Source organism: Magnetococcales bacterium, assembly GCA_015228935.1.
Classification (GTDB): Bacteria; Pseudomonadota; Magnetococcia; order Magnetococcales; family DC0425bin3; genus HA3dbin3.
Genome location: JADGCO010000074.1, coordinates 1 through 20,043 on the forward strand (window position 1 = coordinate 1; position 20,043 = coordinate 20,043).

At 55.4% G+C, this 20,043-nt stretch carries 17 protein-coding genes and 2 pseudogenes; 11 read left to right on the plus strand and 8 right to left on the minus strand.

Annotation, left to right across the window (positions count from 1 at the left end):
• Positions 1-13 precede the first annotated feature (13 nt).
• The gene (locus tag HQL65_15150) at positions 14-280 is read right to left on the minus strand and encodes a DNA alkylation repair protein (GenBank protein MBF0137572.1); all 267 of its coding nucleotides are present in this window, start codon (positions 278-280) and stop codon (positions 14-16) included.
• Between the two features lie 322 nt (positions 281-602).
• Between HQL65_15150 and HQL65_15155 the strand changes: the two genes are divergently transcribed.
• Positions 603-1,064 (plus strand): hypothetical protein, encoded by a 462-nt coding sequence (locus HQL65_15155; protein MBF0137573.1) that lies wholly within the window; start codon positions 603-605, stop codon positions 1,062-1,064.
• Entirely contained in the window at positions 1,061-1,396 is a 336-nt protein-coding gene (locus tag HQL65_15160; protein ID MBF0137574.1) for a hypothetical protein, read from the plus strand. The genes HQL65_15155 and HQL65_15160 overlap by 4 nt, the downstream gene beginning before the upstream one ends.
• A 111-nt stretch (positions 1,397-1,507) precedes the next feature.
• Here HQL65_15160 and acnB read toward each other — a convergent pair whose 3' ends face one another.
• Positions 1,508-4,063, minus strand: coding sequence for a bifunctional aconitate hydratase 2/2-methylisocitrate dehydratase (gene acnB / locus HQL65_15165; GenBank protein ID MBF0137575.1), 2,556 nt, complete (start codon positions 4,061-4,063; stop codon positions 1,508-1,510).
• Positions 4,064-4,131: 68 nt separating this feature from the next.
• Positions 4,132-5,184: a signal peptide peptidase SppA gene (gene sppA, locus HQL65_15170; GenBank protein MBF0137576.1), complete on the minus strand. Its 1,053-nt coding sequence runs from the start codon at positions 5,182-5,184 to the stop codon at positions 4,132-4,134.
• 355 nt (positions 5,185-5,539) lie between these two features.
• Between sppA and HQL65_15175 the strand changes: the two are divergent.
• A pseudogene (locus HQL65_15175) lies at positions 5,540-6,045 on the plus strand (nucleotidyltransferase domain-containing protein).
• Positions 6,046-6,202: 157 nt separating this feature from the next.
• Positions 6,203-7,504 (plus strand): M18 family aminopeptidase, encoded by a 1,302-nt coding sequence (locus HQL65_15180; GenBank protein MBF0137577.1) that lies wholly within the window; start codon positions 6,203-6,205, stop codon positions 7,502-7,504.
• An 81-nt stretch (positions 7,505-7,585) separates the two neighbouring features.
• On the opposite strand, the gene HQL65_15185 is transcribed toward HQL65_15180, so the two are convergent.
• The 4 genes from HQL65_15185 to HQL65_15200 all read right to left on the minus strand — a co-directional run bounded on the left by HQL65_15185 (position 7,586) and on the right by HQL65_15200 (position 10,368).
• Complete coding sequence (locus HQL65_15185) at positions 7,586-8,023, minus strand: type II toxin-antitoxin system VapC family toxin (GenBank protein ID MBF0137578.1); 438 nt, start codon at positions 8,021-8,023, stop codon at positions 7,586-7,588.
• Position 8,024: 1 nt separating this feature from the next.
• Positions 8,025-8,264 (minus strand): type II toxin-antitoxin system prevent-host-death family antitoxin, encoded by a 240-nt coding sequence (locus tag HQL65_15190; GenBank protein ID MBF0137579.1) that lies wholly within the window; start codon positions 8,262-8,264, stop codon positions 8,025-8,027.
• Positions 8,265-8,383: 119 nt separating this feature from the next.
• Positions 8,384-8,863, minus strand: a complete 480-nt coding sequence (locus HQL65_15195; GenBank protein MBF0137580.1) for a DNA polymerase III subunit chi — start codon at positions 8,861-8,863, stop codon at positions 8,384-8,386.
• Positions 8,863-10,368 (minus strand): leucyl aminopeptidase, encoded by a 1,506-nt coding sequence (locus HQL65_15200; GenBank protein MBF0137581.1) that lies wholly within the window; start codon positions 10,366-10,368, stop codon positions 8,863-8,865. Before HQL65_15200 ends, HQL65_15195 begins: the two co-directional genes overlap by 1 nt.
• Positions 10,369-10,593: 225 nt before the next feature.
• Between HQL65_15200 and HQL65_15205 the strand changes: the two genes are divergently transcribed.
• Together HQL65_15205 and lptG are read left to right on the plus strand one after the other, a co-directional pair.
• Positions 10,594-11,775, plus strand: coding sequence for an LptF/LptG family permease (locus HQL65_15205; protein ID MBF0137582.1), 1,182 nt, complete (start codon positions 10,594-10,596; stop codon positions 11,773-11,775).
• Between the two features lies 1 nt (position 11,776).
• A complete protein-coding gene (gene lptG, locus HQL65_15210; GenBank protein ID MBF0137583.1) occupies positions 11,777-12,868 on the plus strand; it encodes an LPS export ABC transporter permease LptG in 1,092 nt (363 codons plus the stop codon).
• A gap of 91 nt (positions 12,869-12,959) precedes the next feature.
• Here the strand turns inward: lptG and HQL65_15215 are convergent, their stop codons facing one another.
• Positions 12,960-13,226: a BrnT family toxin gene (locus HQL65_15215; GenBank protein ID MBF0137584.1), complete on the minus strand. Its 267-nt coding sequence runs from the start codon at positions 13,224-13,226 to the stop codon at positions 12,960-12,962.
• A 135-nt stretch (positions 13,227-13,361) separates the two neighbouring features.
• Here HQL65_15215 and HQL65_15220 point away from each other — a divergent pair, with 135 nt between their 5' ends.
• From HQL65_15220 to HQL65_15240, 5 genes and pseudogenes are all read left to right on the plus strand, one after another.
• On the plus strand, positions 13,362-14,201 hold the full coding sequence (locus tag HQL65_15220; GenBank protein MBF0137585.1) for an alpha/beta hydrolase: 840 nt from the start codon (positions 13,362-13,364) through the stop codon (positions 14,199-14,201).
• A gap of 6 nt (positions 14,202-14,207) precedes the next feature.
• Positions 14,208-15,557 (plus strand): toll/interleukin-1 receptor domain-containing protein, encoded by a 1,350-nt coding sequence (locus HQL65_15225; GenBank protein ID MBF0137586.1) that lies wholly within the window; start codon positions 14,208-14,210, stop codon positions 15,555-15,557.
• The gene (locus HQL65_15230) at positions 15,554-16,543 is read left to right on the plus strand and encodes an AAA family ATPase (GenBank protein ID MBF0137587.1); all 990 of its coding nucleotides are present in this window, start codon (positions 15,554-15,556) and stop codon (positions 16,541-16,543) included. Before HQL65_15225 ends, HQL65_15230 begins: the two co-directional genes overlap by 4 nt.
• Before the next feature lie 1,653 nt (positions 16,544-18,196).
• Positions 18,197-19,051 (plus strand): annotated as a pseudogene (locus HQL65_15235) (formylglycine-generating enzyme family protein).
• A gap of 237 nt (positions 19,052-19,288) precedes the next feature.
• Positions 19,289-20,043: formylglycine-generating enzyme family protein (locus HQL65_15240; protein ID MBF0137588.1), on the plus strand; the 755-nt coding region annotated here is incomplete at its 3' end.

Consider the following 20,043-nt stretch of genomic DNA (forward strand, 5'->3'; position numbering starts at 1 on the left):
GCTTGAAATCATCTCAAAAGCAGCTCGAAAAATGGGAAAAGCTGCGAAGATGGGTCAAGCGGTGTTCATGGATCGGACTGGTCAGCAAATCAGCCGTCTCTGTCAATGAAAGGTCCAGGTGACGTTTGGCAATGCGCCGTTGCTCCGGCACGCGAATGCCGATGAATTGGTCCCCTTCGCCATAGTCTCCCGGTCCAGTCTTGAAAAAACGTCGTAATTGGGCTGCCTGCTCAGGGTTGCCCAGTTTGTCCAGTTCTTTTTTGACCGTGGCTGCATGCATATTCTTCTCTGAGGAAATCAAACATTTTATCATCTTGAACATTTTCCCAGGAGATGATCATCCGATCAAGCCTTGGTCGAAAGTTAGCGAGGGTTGCTCCTTCCGTTTGACTTGTCCGACCCGCCATTGGGTATTTTGGTGGGATCACCTTTGCGGATTATGGTGGACTGCAAAGGTGGAATGCCGGACAATTCGCAACCAGAGTTGCTGTTTCCGCCTGGCTTGGCATCCTCGGCCTGGACGGCGAGTATGTGCCACTGGAACCTTTGCCCTCGAACGGCAACCGTTTTTCGCAGGATGGAACAAGAAGGAACAAACGTTCTTGAATACTCTCGCAACAAAAACCTGCTGGCACTGTCTGGTCGGCGCAACGCTAAAAATGGTGTTGGAACCTGTTGGCATCGATGTGTGTTCGGAAGTTCAGGTCGTCTCCCTGCCGCCCAAGGCAGATCTGATCTTGATCCAGCGCCATGCCAGTGGGTGGACAGAAGAACAGCGTGTGTTCCTGGCTGACGGATTGTGGGATCTTGATACAGACCACATTCTGATCGAAATCAAGGTTACCGAAAGCCTGCATGAAGGTGTCCTGTCTCAGATCGCGGTATATGACACCTTGTACCTGGAAACCGCCCGTTTGGAGCGACATCAGCTGCGGAGCGTCATCGTCAGCTCCACGACTCCTCACAAGGATTTTCTTGAGCGGTTTGCCTTTGAACCTGTCGGACCAAGAGGCGTTTATGAAAGTTTGAACGAATCATGGTCGGCCTATGGAGGTTGCAGATGAAAGGTGCATTGGGTATTCCAGAAACAGAAGACATTACACCCGAGTACGTCTCCCAGCTTGGAAAGGAATGGCTTGACTGGTTGGTAGACGTAACACCCGATGAGGAACTTTTCTCCTTGCCAAAATTCGGGCATCATTTGGTGTTGAAGCTTCAGGAAGGAGAGGCCGCGATTTTACTGCGCATTCTTCGCCGTCGTTTTCCTGACCTGCCTGCCTGGGTTGAGTCCAAGGTCCTTGCTGCCAATCTGGATACCCTGGATGTATGGATAGACCGAGCCATTGACGCACACTTGTTGGATGACGTTTTTAAAGAAGTCCATAAAGCCGGTTGAAAAGCTGGTTTTTTTCATTGAATCAAATGCCCGGTTTCAACCAAAAAAAAGAGGGGCAAAAGCCCCTCTCTGAAAGTTTGCTGCTGAACAGAAATCAGGCAGGGATGCCGCTCAACCCTTCTGGATGGGAATGACGACGCCCCGGTTTTCGTAATCTTTGATCAGGTGGAAGTTCAGATATTTGTAGGTATCCTTGGCCTTGGGTTCCACCTTGTCCCGCACCAGATTCAGGTATTCGTCCACTGAGGGAATCTGCCCTTTGATGGCACAGACGGCGGCCAGTTCGGCTGAGCCGAGATAGGTCCGTGCCCCCTTGCCCATCCGGTTGTCGAAATTGCGGGTGGAGGTGGAGAAGACGGTGACATTGTCGCGCACCCGGGCTTGGTTGCCCATGCAGAGGGAGCAGCCGGGAATTTCGGTCCGCACCCCGGATTTGCCGAAAATGCTGTAGATGCCTTCTTCCACGAGTTGTTCTTCGTCCATGCGGGTGGGAGGTGCAACCCACATCCGCCCGGGAACCGGCGGGGCACTGTCGAGAATGCGTGCCGCAGCCCGGAAATGACCAATATTGGTCATGCAGGACCCCAGGAACACTTCGTCAATCTTGTCGCCGGCCACCTGCGAGAGCAGTTTGACATCATCCGGATCATTGGGGCAGGCCACAATGGGTTCCTTGATTTCGTTCATGTCGATTTCAAGGATGTGGGCATATTCGGCGTTGGCATCCGGTTCCAACAGGACCGGGTTGGCCAGCCAGGCTTCCATCTGGGCAATGCGCCGATTGAGGGCCGTGGCACTTTGATAACCCTGTTTGACCATGTTTTTGAACAGGGTGACGTTCGAGCGCAAAAATTCTTCGACCGGCTCTTTGGCCAGACGCACGGTACAAGCAGTTGCCGAACGTTCGGCGGAGGCATCGGCCAGCTCAAAGGCCTGTTCGACCCGCAGATTGGGCAGCCCTTCAATTTCCAGGATCGTGCCGGCAAAAATATTTTTCTTGCCTTTCTTGGCGACGGTCAACAACCCTTTCTGGATGGCGACCCAGGGAATCGCATTGACAAGATCCCGCAGGGTGATCCCGGGTTGCATCTGGCCCTTGAAGCGGACCAGGACTGATTCGGGCATTTCCAGGGGCATGATGCCGGTCGCAGCGGCAAAAGCGACCAGACCTGAGCCAGCGGGGAAAGAGATGCCGATGGGGAAGCGGGTGTGGGAGTCGCCGCCGGTACCGACCGCATCGGGCAGGACCATCCGGTTCAGCCAGGAGTGGACCACGCCATCCCCGACCCGCAGGGCGACACCGCCCCGATCCGTGATGAATCCGGGCAGGGTTTTGTGGGTTTTGATATCCACGGCCTTGGGATAGGCTGCCGTATGGCAAAAGCTCTGCATGACAAGATCAGCAGAGAAGCCCAGACAGGCCAGCTCCTTGATTTCATCGCGGGTCATGGGACCGGTGGTGTCCTGGGAACCGACGGTGGACATGGCCGGTTCACAGTAGGTGCCTGGCCGCACGCCGGGCAGCCCGCAGGCCTTGCCGACCATCTTTTGGGCCAGGGTATACCCCTTGCCGGTGTCGGGTGGCACACTGGGTTGCATGAACAGGTTGGAAGCCGGCAGACCCAATGCTTCCCGTGCCTTGGCGGTCAGTTTGCGACCGATGATCAGGTTGACCCGGCCACCGGCCCGGAATTCATCGGGGAGGGTGCGGGGTTGCAGTTGGAAGGAGGAGACCTGCTGGCCATCCCGGGTGATGGTGCCGGTTTTGGTGTGGATGGTGATCAAATCACCCGATTTCAACTGACTGACATCGCACTGGATCGGCAACATGCCCGAATCTTCGGCGGTGTTGAAGAAAATGGGGGCAATCGTGCCACCGATGACCACGCCCCCGGTCCTTTTGCCCGGAACGTAGGGAATATCCTGTCCAATCCACCAGATCAGGGAGTTGGCGGCGGATTTGCGCGAGGAACCGGTTCCCACCACATCGCCCACGAAAGCCAGCGGATGACCTTTTTGGCGCAAGGCTTCGATCTCCGGCAGAGAGCCGGGTTTCCGGTTGATCAACATGGATTTGGCATGGACTGGAATATCTGGCCGGCTCCACGCTTCGGAGGCCGGGGAAAAGTCATCGGTGTTGATTTCGCCGTCCACCTTGAAGACCGTCACGGTGACGGTCTCGGGAAGTTCCGCCCGGGAGGTGAACCAGGTGGCATCGGCCCAGTTTTGCAACACCTGTTTGGCGTTGGCATTGTTTTTGGCCTTGGCAACGACCGTTTCAAACTTGTCATAGACCAGAAGGGTATTCGACAAGGCGGCCACGACATCCTTGACCAGGGCCTGATTGTCCAGCAGGTCGATCAGGGGTTGAACATTGAAGCCACCCATCATGGAACCGAGCAGACGCACGGCATCGGCGGGTTTGATCACCGGGCAGGAGACTTTGCCATTGGCCACCTGGCCGAGAAATTCGGCCTTGACCTGGGAGGCATCGTCCACACCGGGGGGAACCTGGTTGGCGAGCAGGTCAGCGAGAAATTTTTCCTCGCCGGCGGGGGGATTCTGCAACATCTTCACCAGTGCCCGGGTTTGTTCGGCATCCAGGGGCAAGGGGGGTACACCTTCTTTTTGGCGATCGGCAACGTGTTGGCGATAGGCCTCTAACATGTCGTTCTCCTTTGGGGTCGATGCGATGGTCAAACAGTTGGGAAAATTCCCGTGTCCGTCAGGCGGTGTCATCGCCAGGGAGATCCCTGCCGCCATTGCAGAGCGGCGGACGTGGAATGAACAAGTCGATCCGTGACGCGCGTCATCCAATCTTCCTTGTGCGTATAATTAACGATTTTTTCGGCCCGGATCAGCTCCCGGGCAATCCAGCGGTCCGTCCCCAGACCATCCACCAATCCCAGGGGGACGGCCTCTTCACCGGTCCAGAACAGACCACTGAACAATTTTTCCTGGGAACCTTTCAACTTATCACCGCGACCTTTGCGGATGGTTCCGATGAATTGCTGGTGTATCTTGGCCAACAGATTGTGGGCATGGGCTTTTTCTTCGGGTTTCAAATCCGCGAACGGGTCCATGAAAGCCTTGTGTTCCCCGGAGGTCAGGGTGCGGCTTTCCACACCGATTTTGTCCATGACGGATTTGACGCCGAAGGATTGCATGATCACGCCGATGGACCCCACCAGGGTGGCCTTGTCGGCATAAATCTCCTTGGCAGCGGCAGCGATGTAATATCCTCCCGAGGCACAAATGTCTTCCAGGGCGGCATACACCGGAATTTTTGGATATTTTTCGCGCAGACGCATCACTTCGTCGAAGATCATGCCGGCCTGGGTCGGACTGCCGCCGGGGGAGTTGATGCGCAGAATGATGCCACGGCTTTTTTTGTCTTCGAAGGCGGCCTTCAAGCCATCGATGATGTTGTCGGCGTTGTATTCGGTTTCCGGCAGGATCGGACCCCGAATATCCACCACGGCGGTGTGCTTCTCATCCGTGGAGAGTGTGTGGAGTTCCATCCCCTTGCTGACCTCGGGCATGTTCAAGAGCAACAACGCGATCAGGTAGACCGCGATGAAGAGTCGAAACCAGTTTTTTCCCCGATTGACCGCCCGGTGGGCACGCAGATTTTCGAGAAACAAGCGCTCCAATGCCTGCCGCTCGGCATCGCGGGTCTCTTCCAGGCGAACCAGAAAGTCGGCGGGAACGTAACTTCCACAAGCCGGGCGGTGATTGTCGGGTACCTGCGGTTCAGGCGATTGCAGAGAGGGTTCCGTCTTGTCCATGGGTCAGGGGGGTCTCCGGTCAAAGGCAAATTGCACAAAAATCCCTTCACTATAGCAGATTTCTGACCCTTGTCACCCTGCCGTGTGATTCCTGAATTCACCAACTGCTTTTTTTCAAGAACGGGGGGCGTCGATGGGCCAACGTGCGCTATCAAGGGGATCGCACTCACCCAGGATACGTGGCATGCGCCTGCTGTCGAGGATGGATGGGGGCCATGGATGTTCCTATAATTCCGGGTGAAGGTGGAATGACGGAATCGCACGGTGTAGGATCATCATCCGGCGATTGACGATGAATTTCACGGACTTCTTTCACGGGTTGGAAAACAGACGGCAGATATGGTTGCAACACGACATGGAAAAAATGATTCGGGCCAAACTGGAAGAGATAGAACATCATGAAGGGGTAAGGATCCTCTTTGCATGTGAATCCGGCAGTCGGGCCTGGGGATTTGCATCTCCTGGCATCACTATCTGCATATGGCCAAAGGGAACTATCGCGAGTATCTGCGTGGAGATGAGGTCTGGCTCAAAAAATATCTTTACGTACTCCGTCCCTTGTTGGCTGTGCGTTGGCTGGAAAGGGGGTTGGGCCCAGTCCCGACTCTGTTTCAGACCATGGTCGAAACCGTGGTTGAGCAACGCGAGATATTGGACGCTATTGGGACCTTGTTGCAAGCAAAGATGGCAGGTGATGAATTGTCCAGGGGACCACGGATTCCGCTCCTCAGCGACTTTCTGGAAACTGAGTTTGCCCGGCATGAAGCGGCTCAAGTGCCATCGTCTCTCAACAGACCGCCGGTGGAGCCTCTGAACGCCTTGTTCCTGGATGCCTTGCAGGAGGCTTGGCCCGATGGATAGTACGCAACTTCTGGTCGTTTTTTTCGGTAACCAAAAGGACGTGACTGACTGCGAGTATCCAGGTTGACGGTACCAGTGCCTCCACAATCATTCCTTTGCTGGAATGGCTGAAGTGGAGTTGGTCACCCCTTCTCGCAATATCAAAACGGGAACGGATATGGAAGATTTGCTTCGTTTTCTCAATGCAGCCCCCACGCCGTTTCATGCGGTTGAGGCTGGTGTGCGTTTGTTGTTGGCGAATGGCTTTCAACAGGTACGCGAAGAGGCTGCCTGGGACCTGGTACCCGGGGGACGTTATGTGGTTACGCGCAGCGATGCTTCCCTGGTGGCCTTTGTCCTGCCCACCCGGATGGAGCATCCCGTGCCCTTGCATATCGCGGCGGCCCACACCGACAGCCCCACCCTCAAGGTCAAACCCAATCCCCTGAAACGCAAAAAGGATGACCTCCTGCTCGATCTCATGGTCTATGGCGGAGCCATCCTTTCAAGTTGGTTTGATCGGGATTTATCCCTGGCCGGACGCATCTACTATCTTGACCATCTTGGCGTGGAAAAAAATCTCCTGGTGGATATCGGGCGTCCGGTGACCCGGATTCCCAATCTGGCCATCCATCTGCAACGGACCGGTACCGACGAACAAAAAATCAATCCCCACGAGGAACTTTCAGCCCCGTTCTGGTGGACTCCAGGCCAATCAGGGAGTGGCCAGGAATCCCTCAGGCAACCTTTCATCGAGTTGTTTGCAGGTGAAGTGGCCCGCCTCGATCCACAGGCCTTGCCGGTACGTTTGTTGGATTGGGATCTGCAACTTTACGACACCCAACCAGCCTCTCTGGCCGGGTTGCACGACCAATGGATCGTCGGGAGCCGTCTGGATAATCTTTTGTCGGTCTACGCCATTGTTACGACCTTGGCCAGACTCGATCCCCTTCAGACGACGACGATCAGCATGGGCGCACTCTTCGATCATGAAGAGACCGGGTCTCTCTCCATGGCCGGAGCTGCCGGCAATTTTCTCCAGACCCTGCTGACCCGCATCTGTCCCGATGCCGTGTTGCTGGCCCGGGCCATGCCGGGTTCCCTGTTGCTCTCGGTTGACAATGCCCACGGTTATCACCCCAACTATCCTGCCCGCCAGGATGAAAATCATGCCCCGCACATCAATGCCGGCATCGTTGTCAAGCACCATGCGGGTCAGCGTTACGCCACCCTGGGTTCGACTGCGGCCCGGATCAGGGCCATGGCTGCCCGCCATGCCATTCCCTTGCAGGATTTTACCGTGCGTGCCGACATGCCCTGCGGTTCGACGGTCGGCCCTACCCTGTCGGCGCGTCTGGGCATTCCAGGGGTCGATCTGGGCCTCCCCACCTGGGCCATGCACTCCGTGCGCGAAACGGCCGGTTGTCAGGATATGCGCGATCTGCTCCGGTTGCTGGAGGCTTTTTATGCCAGTCATTGATCTCGGCGGTTTTTGACAGGAAAAAATGTGCCACGCATGCCTGTTCGGCGGCTCGATGCAACGGCTTGTCATTGATTCCGGTCATTGATCTCGGAGGTTTTTGACAGGAAAAAATACGCCAACGCCTATCTGTTCGGCGGCTCGATGCAATGGCTTATCCAGCGTCGCAATCGGAATGCCCTCCCGGATGGCCAATTCCAGATAGGTTGCATCGTAGGATGTCAGATTGTTGGTCCGGGCCAGGTTCATGATGGAACTCGTTATGGCATCACGGCGGCTTGCAATCTCGACAATAGGCAAAGAGTCCAGCAGGGAGATGAACCGGGAGGATGCCGTAGGGAGCAACATGTTGCGTCTCTCGGCAACCAGGAGAACGTTGCTGACTTCAAGTATCCAGATTGATGGCACAAGTGCTTCTGCATGGTGCAAACTGCGTAAAACTTCCTGAGTGTAATCTGTTTGTTGGTTGGAAAAGCACCAACTCAGGGTTACCGAAGCGTCCAATACGAACCGTTGCATATCAACGCCGACCTTCATCGATCATGTCACGAATGGCAACGTCGCCCGTGGTGTGTTGGGTACCGAATGCCTCCATGGCACCAATCACATCCTTGACTCTGGTCTTCATTGTGGGGTGTACGGGTTGCAGAACGGCGACAGGATGCCCATGTTTGGTAATTGTGAACTGTTCACCACGGGTTACCCGGTCCAAAATTTGTGACAGGTGGGTTTTTGCTTCGAAAGCACCAATGACTTCCATATGGAATCTCCTGTTTGTACCTATTTAGACCAGTTCAGACCAGTTTGACTGACTGAGCGCACATTTGCAATCAAAATCGGCAGGATTTTTTGTTCATCGGTTCAGATATGCCATAACCATCAAATTTTTTTCTCCCAACCTCCGGCAGGACTCTGGACCCAATATTCCATGGTACAACCCAGATTTCGATAGTGGCTGTAACGTTGCCGGCTGGCGAGATGGTTTCTTGGGTCCAGGTTGCTGGCAAAGGCAAAATCGACCACCAGATCGAACTGACCGGGATTGGACAGAGGAAGAGAGTTGGCGACGATCAGGACCGTGGCTCCATTCTGGTCATTCGGGGTGGTCCCGATCAGAATGGGTTGCAGCTCCGGGTTTGGTTCACTCTCCAGACCGTGCGGCAGAAAGCTGTTTTCAGGGTGGCACCACAGGTGCTGGTCCAGGAGTTGGGCATGCTCCGGGTTGGCGGCGACGATGAAAAGCCGCAGGCCTCGTTCCACGGCCTTGGTGGCGAGCCTGGCAATCAATTGGAAAAACTCCCCCCCAGCGGCCTGATAAAAGCGGACCGTGGGGGGCGTGTCCGGCGTGGTTCTGGCCATCAGTCCATGTACTTGCGGGCAAAGCGGCAGAGCAGACGCACCCCAACCCCCGAGCCTCCCTTGGGAACATGGGGGCGGCCCGTTTTTTCCTGGGCGGTTCCGGCAATGTCCAGATGTGCCCAGGCTCGGCCCTTCTCCACAAACCGGGAAAGAAAACACCCCCCCATGATGGCCCCGGCATCCCGGGTTCCGGCATTTTTGATGTCGGCCACATCCGATTTGATCTGCTCCTGATATTCGGGAAACAATGGCAACGGCCAGAGTCGTTCGCCGGCTTCTTCGCCAGCCCGCCGCAAACACCGGGACAGGCATTTGTCATTGCTCATCAAACCGCTGCATTCGGACCCCAGGGCCACGATACAGGCCCCGGTCAGGGTTGCCAGATCGATCAGATAGCGGGGCTTGAAGCGTTCGGCGTAGTGCAGGGCATCGGCGAGAATCAGGCGGCCTTCGGCATCGGTATTGATCACCTCGACATGGATTCCCTTGGCGGTCTTGATGATGTCTCCGGGACGCTGGGCCGTGCCCGAGGGGAGGTTTTCCGCTGCCGGGACAATACCAACGACATTGATGGGCAGTTTCATTTCGGCGACGGCCTGCATGAAGCCAAATACCGCCGCGCCGCCGCACATGTCATATTTCATGGTTTCCATCTTCTCCGCCGGTTTGAGCGAAATGCCCCCGGCATCGAAGGTGATGGCCTTGCCAACCACGGCCAGGGGGGGCGTTTCGCCGGCGTTGCGGTACTCCAGGACCAGCAGGCGGGGGGGATGGCAACTTCCCTGACCCACGGCCAGAATGCCCTGCATGCCGGCGGCCTGCATCTCCTCCACGTTCAGGATGGTGGTGCGAAGAGCGTATTTTTCGCCGAGTTGACGGGCCTGATTGGCCAGATATTCGGGGGTGACGACGTTGGCGGGGTGATTGCCCAGATCACGGGCCAGGAAAACGCCTCCCACCACCGCCCGCGCCCGGTTGATGCGTTCCCGGATGCCATCGACATCCTCCTTGCGCACGGCCAGGGTGAGCGATTGGGGTTGAAAACGTTCGGCTTCGGGGGCTTCCTGTCGATAAAGTTCAAAGCGATATCCGCCGAGTAGCACACCCTCCACCAGGGCCTCGGCAGCAGCGGCCCGCTTGATGCCGTGGTGATCCAGGGTGATGGCACACAACAGCGTTGCCAAAGAAGATTTTTTGGCCTGCCCGACCAGGGTGCCACCCACGGAGCGCAATCGCTCCAGGGAGATATCCTCTTTTTTGCCCAGGCCCACCAGCAGGATGGCGCGCATGTTCGGATTTTCATTTCCGGCGTGGGGCAGCAGCAAAACATCACCGGGTTTGCCGCTGATCCATTTGGCGTCCAGGGCCTGGCATACGGCTTTTTCCACATCCGGGCCACAGGCTTTCAGGGCCTCCTGGGGATGGCGGCCTTCGTAGATTCCCACGACCAGACACTCCCCGGACCAGTCCGGAATTTTTCCGGTATCCACCTCGATTTTCAACATGCGCTCAGCCATGACTGCCCTTTCTCCATCCTGTCGATTGTGTTCATCATGACCGCCTTTTCTCCACCTTGTCGCCCGGGTTCACCGTGACTGCCCTGTCCCGACCCTGTCGATTGTGTTCATTTTGAATTGAGATTGGGCGGCGAATGCCGATATCATCCCGGGTCTTGCCACATGTGTTGCACTGGTGCCCGTGTGATCCAAGGGGAGCAAGGTGACCCGTCCATGAAGCGACTCTCCCGGTATTTGCTGGCAGAATGCACCCTGAAGGCCGCGCTGGCCCTCCTGGTGTTGACCTTTCTGATCCTTCTGCCGCAACTTGTAAAGCTGATGTATCTGTGGATCGACAGCACGTTGGCCCTGGGCGTCCTGCTCCACATGACCATTTTGATTTTGCCGAAATTTCTGGTGGCGACGCTCCCCATGGCTCTGTTGTTGGGGATTCTCCTGGCTCTGGGTCATCTTTCCCAGGAGAGCGAGATTGTCGTCATGCGTGCCAGTGGACTCAGTCTCTACCAAATTGCCCGGCCCATTGCAATTCTCGTTCTCCTGGCCACGGTTTTTTCCCTGTGGTTGAACTGGGTGGCGGTACCGCAGGCGCATCAGCTCTTCTACCAGATGAAGGGGGTCATGCTGACCCGCAACACCCTGGCCATCAAAAGCAACACCTTTCAACAAATCCTGCCGGGTCTCACCCTGTATGTGGTCGAACAAAATAGTACGGAACGGATTCTTTCCGGTATTTTGATTCACGACCAGCGGCGGGGGGAGCCGGAAACCATCGTTGCCCGCAGGGGGCGTTTGCATCAGGACTCTTTAGGACACATGGCGCTCTACTTGGAGGAGGGGAGCCGGCAGATGCAGCTTGCCGATGGTGGTTTGCGGCGGATGGATTTTGCCACCTTCGATCTTGATCTGGGTCTGGACGGGACGACGCCTGCGGATGATCCGGAGACTCGTTCCATTGCCATCCATACGTTACCGGCGCTCTATCGGGCGCTGCATGTCGGTTCAGAAGAGCGTATTCATCTCGCCCGGATGGAGTGGCAGCGGCGACTGGCGATTCCCATGGCCACGCTCATTCTCGGCCTGTTGGCCATTCCGCTGGGCATCCAGCAGAGTCATCGCACCCGGCGCAGTCATGGTTTCATCCTGGCCATCCTGATCCTGGTCGGGCACTTCACGCTGATAACTCTGGGGGAATTTTTGGCGCGCCGGCAAATATTGGATCCGATATCGGGCTATTGGTTGCCCAATGTGGGCATGGCCTTGCTGGCCTGGCATGTGTTCCGGGAGTCGGCCCGCGACAGGCCGGTTTTCCTGGCCGACCGGGTGCAGGCGGCGATTCATTTTTTGATCCGGATTGTGCCGGGAAAGCGTTGGGTCATATCCCGGGGAGATGTCTGACATGACGGTTTTGTTTCGCTATCTGCTCAGGGGGTTCATGACGGGTTTTTTCCAGGTATTGGGGGTGTTCGTCACCCTGTTTTTCCTGCTGGATGGTGCTGAACAGATTCGCCGCTACAGTCAGGCCCCTTATGCCGATTGGCAAAATGTATCCCAGGTCATTTTGTTGCGCATCCCGGCGTTGACGGTGCAGTTGTTGCCGCCCATGGTCCTGCTGACCACATTGTTTGTCTTGTCCCGTCTGGCGCGACACAATGAAATCACGGTCATGCGGGCCGGGGGAATTTCCATTTATCGGGTGTTGTGGCCGTTTCTGGCGGGTGGCATTCTGGTGGCGGGGATGCAGTTCATGATTCAGGAACAGGTCGTGCCGCGTGCCAATCTGGTGGTGCAACGTCTCTCCCAGGAAATTCAGGGAAAATCCTCCCGTCTCTCCCTGGCCCGGGATACCCAGGATTTGTGGTTGCGCGACGGCAATCGGATCATTCATGCCGAACAGGTTTCCGTGCAGCATCAGGCCTTGTTGGGCATCAATGTGTTTCAATTTGACGAGCAGTTCAATCTGGTCGGGCGTCTGGATGCGCATCGGGCGGAGCGACTGCCGGAGGGATGGCGGCTGTTTGCGGGCGTTGAACATGATTTTCGTGGCAATGCCGGACCGCGCCCTTTTCGGCAGCAACCCTGGGCAATCAATCTGGAGACCGAGCAACTGGACCGCAACACACCCCCTCCGGAGGCCTTGCCGGTGCGGCGACTTTGGGTGATGGCCGCCCGTCTGGAGCAGGAGGGGTATGATGCCACGCTTTACCGGATGGTGTTGCAGCGCAAGCTGGCCAATCCTTTTGCGACCCTGGCGGCCCTTCTCCTGGCTTTTCCGTTTGCCTTGCGCTTGCAGCGTCTGGGTGGCACCACCCGTTCCCTGACCGTGGGCATTCTGGCCGGATTTCTGCTGCTCATCATGACCGACATGACCGAGGCTTTGGGGGTTGGAGGGCGGTTATCCCCGCTGATTGCGGCCTGGTCGCCCGTGATTCTTTTTGCCAGTCTGGGGTTTTCCTTGCTGATGCACCTGGAAGAGGAAGCGAGGGTTTGAAGCCTGGGCAAACCGTTCCGGGGCGACCGGGGGGATATCGCTGGTATCGATCTGGTCGTCGGTCATGGCATCCAGGGCTTCCCAATCCGTTTCAGAATTGGTTAAAGTATGATTCCCGTTCATGTTTTACCGCCTTTCGCATGGAAATAATTCGGGTTCGATCATTCCGTTCCGTATGGGCAATGACAACGACATGACCGTAAAGCAGCCCAAATGTGAGAAAACGTTGTTCACCGTAGGGTCCCGTATCTTCAATTGTAAACGTCTGGCCTGACAGGACTTTTTCAGCATCACGAAAATCGATTCGGTGCTTGCGCAAGTTGATCAGGCGCTTGGCTTCGTCCCACTCGATGTCCATATTGCCATGATGATGTTATGATGTCGTTACTGGAAGTTCCATGAATCTGGTATGATTGACCGGGTCAAATCCGGGGTACTCCCGCACAGGTTGGCAGCGATACCCTGATCCACATGATAGGACGTTTTTTTGAAAATGACGACACCATTCAAACAAAAAATATTTGCATTCCTCAGGGCAGGTGTGATCCTCTTGTTGTTGGGGTATGTCGGTGCGGCGGGTTATCTGTATCTGTATCAGGATCAAAAAGTGTATCGGCCCAATGTGCAGATGCAGGCCACGCCGACGCAATGGGGATTGGTTTATGAGGATATTTCCTTGACCAGCGAGGGATATCGTTTGCAGGGCTGGTGGTTGCCTGGAACGGCAGGGGGACCGGTTGTGTTGTTTTTGCACGGCAATGCGAGCAACATTTCGCAGTTGGAAAAGATATCTTTATTGTTTCAGCGGGTGGGTTGGTCTACACTCTTGTTTGATTATCGGGGATATGGCAAAAGCGCCGGCCAACCCTCGGAGGCGGGCACCTATGCCGATGGTCAGGCAGCGTGGGATTATTTGACGGGTTTCAGGGGGATACCGGCGCATAAAATCATTCTGTACGGTCACTCCCTGGGTGGTGGGGTGGCCACATGGCTGGCCGTTCGACATCCACCCGGAGGGGTGATCATGGAAGGGAGTTTTACGTCGGTCCCGGACCGTGGTGCCGAAATCTATCCCTGGCTGCCGGTACGGTGGTTGTCGCACACCCTCTATGACAATCGTTCCCGCATCGGCAAAATCAAGGTGCCGTTGCTCGTCATGCACAGCCGGGAGGATGAGGTGATCCCTTTCCACCATGGCGAACAGCTTTATGCCCTGGCCAATCCACCCAAAACCTTCCTGGAAATGACCGGCAGGCATAATGAGGCGTTCAGAAATTGGGATAAGGCAGAGGATGTGTTGCGGGATTTTGGCAAGCTTCTGACGGACAGGTGATATTTTATGCGATACAAATACGACGTTTTTTTGAGTTATAGCCACGAGGACAAGGTGGTGGTTCGGGAGTTGGCCGAGCGGTTGGAGAATGACAAGTTGAAGGTTTGGCTGGACGAGTGGAAAATTGGCTCAGGGGATCCTGTTATTTCGGAAATTGGAAAGGGTTTGGAACAATCTCGGGTGTGTGTATTGCTCTTGTCTGATTATTATTTCCAGTCGGAATGGGGTGAATATGAACGTAACGTAGTCATGAATCGTGATCCGAACAACAGAGATAAACGGTTTGTTTTTCTCAGATTGAACAACTGTGTAATTCCTGATACTCTGAATGTTTTTTTGATCATCGATTATCGCCAAAAAAATGAAGAAGAATACCAAAAGCTTCTTGATTTCTGTAAAGCTGGAAGGTCCCCAGGCAAGAGAAAAAAAATCAAGAAACCCCCGGAAAATGATGATCAAAACAAGGGTCAAGACGCAGATAAAGAAAAATCAAAATTCTCGGATGATCAAGAAGAATTTAAAAAAGATACCGAACGACTTTTCAATAAATTGCGGATGGATATTGCCTTCGATCTGTCTCGATCTGAATCTGCATCTGCCATGAAAAAATTGGCAGGCATGATGCCAAAGATGACAGATGGTGCAGTGGAGGTTACAGGAGATGATTGCGAACGATTGACCGACAGGCTGCTTGCCCTTGATTTTGCACGAGGCCATGAGATTTTGCTCACGGTCTATCAAGATATGCTGAGTCAACGTGATATGCCGGGTGCGGGAGTGATCAGGGATGTGAGCAGCAGGCTGCTGCCCTGGATCTATGTTGCCAGTAGCAAAGAGTTTATCCAAGCAGAGTCAGGAAGGGGCATATTGGGGGATGTGTTGCACATTCCGGTCGGGATCGTTTCGTTTGCCGAGATTGTCATGGCCGGTCTTGAAAGACGGCAGGTGCTATGGAAATCCCTGGAAAAGTTTCCTGTTGGGAAAGATGGGTCTAATTTTCGTGATCTTTTGCCGGAGGTCGGAATGTCGGACAATATGCAAGATATTGTGTTACAGGATTTATATAAGAGATCCAAACCTCCCGATGAAACTTTTGTTGGCAAGCCACGTGATCAGCAGATTAGATCCCTGAATACTGAATTCAGACAAAGCCGCATGGATGGTAACAGAGTTTACTACATCTATAATGAAAGTTCGATCCATACACGTGACAGAAAAAAATTCGACGATCTGCTGAAATGGATCGCCAGTACGTTTCCGGATTTGGTGATGATCAAATTAAATCATGATCTTATGGATACTCACCATGCTCTTTTCCTGAAAATTCGCAAGTTGATTGTTCCGGAGGGCAAATGACCGTCAATAATCTCATTGCATTACCAGAATCTGGTCAATCCTCGCGTCAGGTCAATTTTGCGACTGAAACAGGATTGGCTGATCGGGTACATTTATTGGGAGTGGAGGAGATCCACGCCATCAACGCGGCCATCATGGCTGGCCGGCCCTTGCTGGTGCGAGGCGAACCGGGTACCGGAAAAAGCCAATTGGCACGGGCTGCTGCCGCGCTTTTGAAGCGGGTGTTCATCCAACATGTCATCGATTCCCATACGGAAGCCCGGGATTTGCTCTGGTCTTTCGATGCGGTCAAACGTCTGGCCGAAGCGCAACTGGTGGGTGCCCTGAACCAGGATTTGAATCAGGCCAGAGAGGAGTTGGCGGTAGAGCGTTTTCTTCATCCTGGCCCATTGTGGTGGGCGTTTGATTGGGAAAATGCCAGGCAGCAGGCTGATCGGATTGCGGTTGCGTCGCCTCCGCAGCGTGATGGGGGTGACTGGAGCAATGGGAGTGTCTTTCTTCTGGACGAAATCGACAAAGCCGAATCAGAGGTACCCAACGGATTGTTGGAAGCTTTGGGATCCAGGTCCTTTATTCCCATGGGTCGTACCGAGCCGGTGCGTGCAGTGGGAACGTTGCCTTTGGTAGTCATCACCACCAATGAAGAACGTGCCCTGCCGGATGCTTTTTTGCGTCGTTGTCTGGTGTTGCGTTTGCGTCTTCCGCACAATGAGGAGGAGTTGGTCAATTTTTTGGTTGCGCGTGGTCGGGCACACTATCCCAAGGCCAGGGATGCCGTGTTGCGCCGGGCGGCCAAAATGTTGCACGAAAACCGGCTGAGTGCCCTGAGTGTCCGGATCACCCCACGTCCCGGACAGGCCGAGTATCTTGATTTGTTGCGGGCCGTACTGGGACTGGCGACCACGGAAAAGGAGCAGTTGAACATGTTGGAAGTGGTGGCCCAATACACGCTGAAAAAAAATCGGGATCAAGATGTCACCGGGTAGGAAAGTGCCTTGCCCATGAACATTTTGAAAGAAGATATTTTGCCACGCGCTGGTTGTGGCTATGCCGACCTGGTCGTTGCCCTTGGCAAGGAGGGTCAGGCCGGATTGGCAAGCATGGCCAACCTGTTGGGGTATGAATATGAATATGGTTCGGTACAGCGTGAACCGGATGTACCAACGTTCACATTGTCCTCTGAGGAGAAACAAGAGCCTGACATTATCGATGAACCCAAACGAGTCTATCCAGAAGATGTGACGCCAATCTTTTTTTGGCATGTGATTGCCTATAAGGCTCATGGTCCACTGATCCGGGTTGTTTCAGCCGGAACCGATCAGGAAATCCAGGATACTCGTCCAGATCAACCACCACCAGTCACACGGCTTGGTCATTGGAGTGTATTGGCGTCCCGTTTGCGGTCTCGTTTTACGGAACGGGTGGAAGGCAAGAGTCTGGATGTCGAAGGCGTGATTCGCGGGATTGTCCAGAGGCGGATATTGGAGCGATTGCCCCGACGGCGACATTTACGCTGGGGGAACGGTGTGCAAATCATCCTGGATCGCTCCCAACGTTTGATTCCTTTCCAGGACGATCAGGATTGGATGGCCGTGCGGCTGGCGACCCTTTTTCCGCAGCAGAGAGTCGAATTTGCCCGGATTCTGGATGAACTGGATGATCCGGTCATCTTTGGTGAAGCTGGTGCTTGTCTGAAATATCGAATTCCTCATCCAGGTACCTTGGTGGTGGTTTTGGGGGATCTGGGGTGTCTGGCGGTGCAGTCAGCAACATTGACGCAGCGTTGGGAGGCATTGGGTCGCGACCTGCTCAACAGGGCGTGTCGTCCGGTGGTGTTGACACCTTGTCCGGTGTCGCGTTGGTTACCGGGGAGGGTGCGCTCCTGGACCATGTTGCCTTGGGAAGGGGGGGTTGGGAATGCACACCACTCTGCCGAAGATTTGGCGGCGCGGGCCGAGCGGTTGTTGACTCTTTTGTCGCCAGCGATTCGTATTGAGCCGGGGTTGTTGCGGGAAATTCGCCTGCTCTTAGGTGCAGAGGCTGATGCGGGCACTGAGACCGATGTCTGGTGTCATCCGACCATGCTGTGTCGTTCCCGGGTGGCCGGATCCCTGGATCCAGAAGCGGTTCCGGGTTTGCGGGAAAAATTTGCTCGCGAAGATCCTGTCCTGCAACACAAGGTGATTGATTGTCTACGCCGTTGGCGAGCGGGTCTGGCCAAGGAAATTTGGTGTGAGGAACTTCGCTCTCTGGCTCCAGAACAACTTCCGCCTTCCATACGTGACCATGACCTGCCAGCAGCTCGGCAATATTTCATAAAACTGGCCGAGGAATTGGCGCAACGACCTGGAGGTGCGGCCTGGTATCGACGTTTGTATCACCGGGCATCGCCGATGTATTTCCAGCAGGCTGATCCAGAATTGAGGCTTGCGCAGCAGAAAATGTTTCTGGTGGCATTTCCGGATGATCCAAATGAGCCGGACCAGCCCTTGCCGCCGGGTTTTGATTTGCGCCTGTTGCCCATAATTCATAAAACTCCGGTTGCCATTCCTCTGCGCCAGCAGGGAGAGCAGATTGTGGTGGGGGCCACCACGGGCGGCAGTTATCTGGGCACAATCCTGAGCCGGCAGGATCAGGTCATGGTGGAGGAGTTTTCTGATACTCCCTATCCAGATATCAATGATTCTCCAGCTTTTTGGAGAGGGGGTGTGCCGCCCACCTGGGCTGACTCCTGGGGGTGGGATGCCTATGGGGCCTGGGTCATGTTTTCCTTGGGGAATGTGCAGCAGCGGATGAGGTGGATACTGCCGGGACGGTTCCTGATGGGGTCGCCGAAGGATGAGCCGGAACGCGACGATGATGAAAGCCCACAGCACGAGGTCACCATAGGCGAGGGTTTTTGGCTGTTCGATACAGCCTGCACCCAGGCCCTTTGGCAGGCGGTGATGGAGGAAAATCCCAGTAGATTTCAAAACCCGGATTGCCCGGTGGAAAATGTCAATTTCGAGGATGTGCAAAAGTTTCTTGAACAGATCAACCGCGAGTTACCCGGCCTGGATCTGGTTCTGCCCAGCGAGGCCCAGTGGGAATATGCCTGTCGGGCCGGAACGCAGACACCATTCAGCTTTGGGGAAAACATTACCCCTGCACAGGTCAATTACGATGGTAATCACCCTTACCGAAATGCTTCTAAGGGGAAGTCTCGGCAACAGACGGTCCCGGTGGCCAGCTTGCCGGAAAATCCCTGGGGATTGTTTGAAATGCACGGCAATGTTTGGGAGTGGTGTGCCGATGTCTGGCATAGTTCCTACGCCGGCGCTCCCACGAATGGGCGTGTTTGGGAAGGGGATGGGCCGTCGGGGGGGGGGCGCGTGGTCCGTGGCGGTTCCTGGGTTGACGATGCCCGGTACGTGCGTGCGGCGTACCGCAGCGGGTACGGCCCGGCGTCCCGCATCGACTACCTGGGTTTCCGTTGTGCCCGAGTTCACGTGAGCCAGGCCGGCCCAGCCAGCCGGCAGGCCAGGGCGGAGCCGGTTCTCCCTGGAGCCGCCTTGCAAGCGAATCGCTACGGGCTGACCCAAGGAGGAACCGGCGAGGGAATACTCCTCAGCCTGCGGGAGGGTCCAGAGAAAGCCAAATGTCCCCTGCCCAAGGCACCCGCCTTTGTGGTCCGCACCGATTGTGAAACCCTTACCTTTGGCCGAATCAGCCAACCCAAATGGGCCGAGGCCATGGGACGGGATGCTTTTGGTCTCTGGGCGCGAATTTCTATGGCCAGGAAGAACGAAAAACCTGTTTTGCAACGTCTGCGCTGGATTCCACCGGGGCGGTTCATGATGGGGTCCCCGGAAAGTGAGCCAGGGCGGTGGGATGATGAAGGTCCGCAGCACGAGGTCACCATCGAAAAGGGGTATTGGCTGTTCGATACTCCCTGTACCCAGGCCCTTTGGCAGGCTGTGATGGATGTGAATCCCAGCCGTTTTAAATCCCCGAACCGGCCTGTGGAAAAGGTGAGTTTTGACGATGTCCAGGAATTTTTGCAGCGGATCAACGAGGCACGACCGGGACTCGATCTGGTCTTGCCCAGTGAAGCCCAGTGGGAGTACGCCTGCCGGGCCGGAACCACCACGGCCTTGTATACCGGGAAGATTCAAATTTTGGGTGAACGCAATGCCCCGGCCTTGGATCCGATTGCCTGGTATGGGGGCAACAGCGGGGTGGAATTTGACCTGGATAAAGGAGAAGACAGCACGGGATGGAAGGAAAAACAGTATCCTCATAAACTGGCCGGGACTTGTCCAGTTGGTATGAAAAAACCGAATCCCTGGGGATTGTACGACATGCTCGGCAATGTCTGGGAGTGGTGCCCGGACGCTTGGCATGGTAACTATAAGGATGCCCCCGCAGATGGCCGGGTCTGGGAAGGGCCGTCGGTGGAGCGCCTGATTCGCGGCGGTTCATGGTCTGGCCTTGCCCGGCGCGTGCG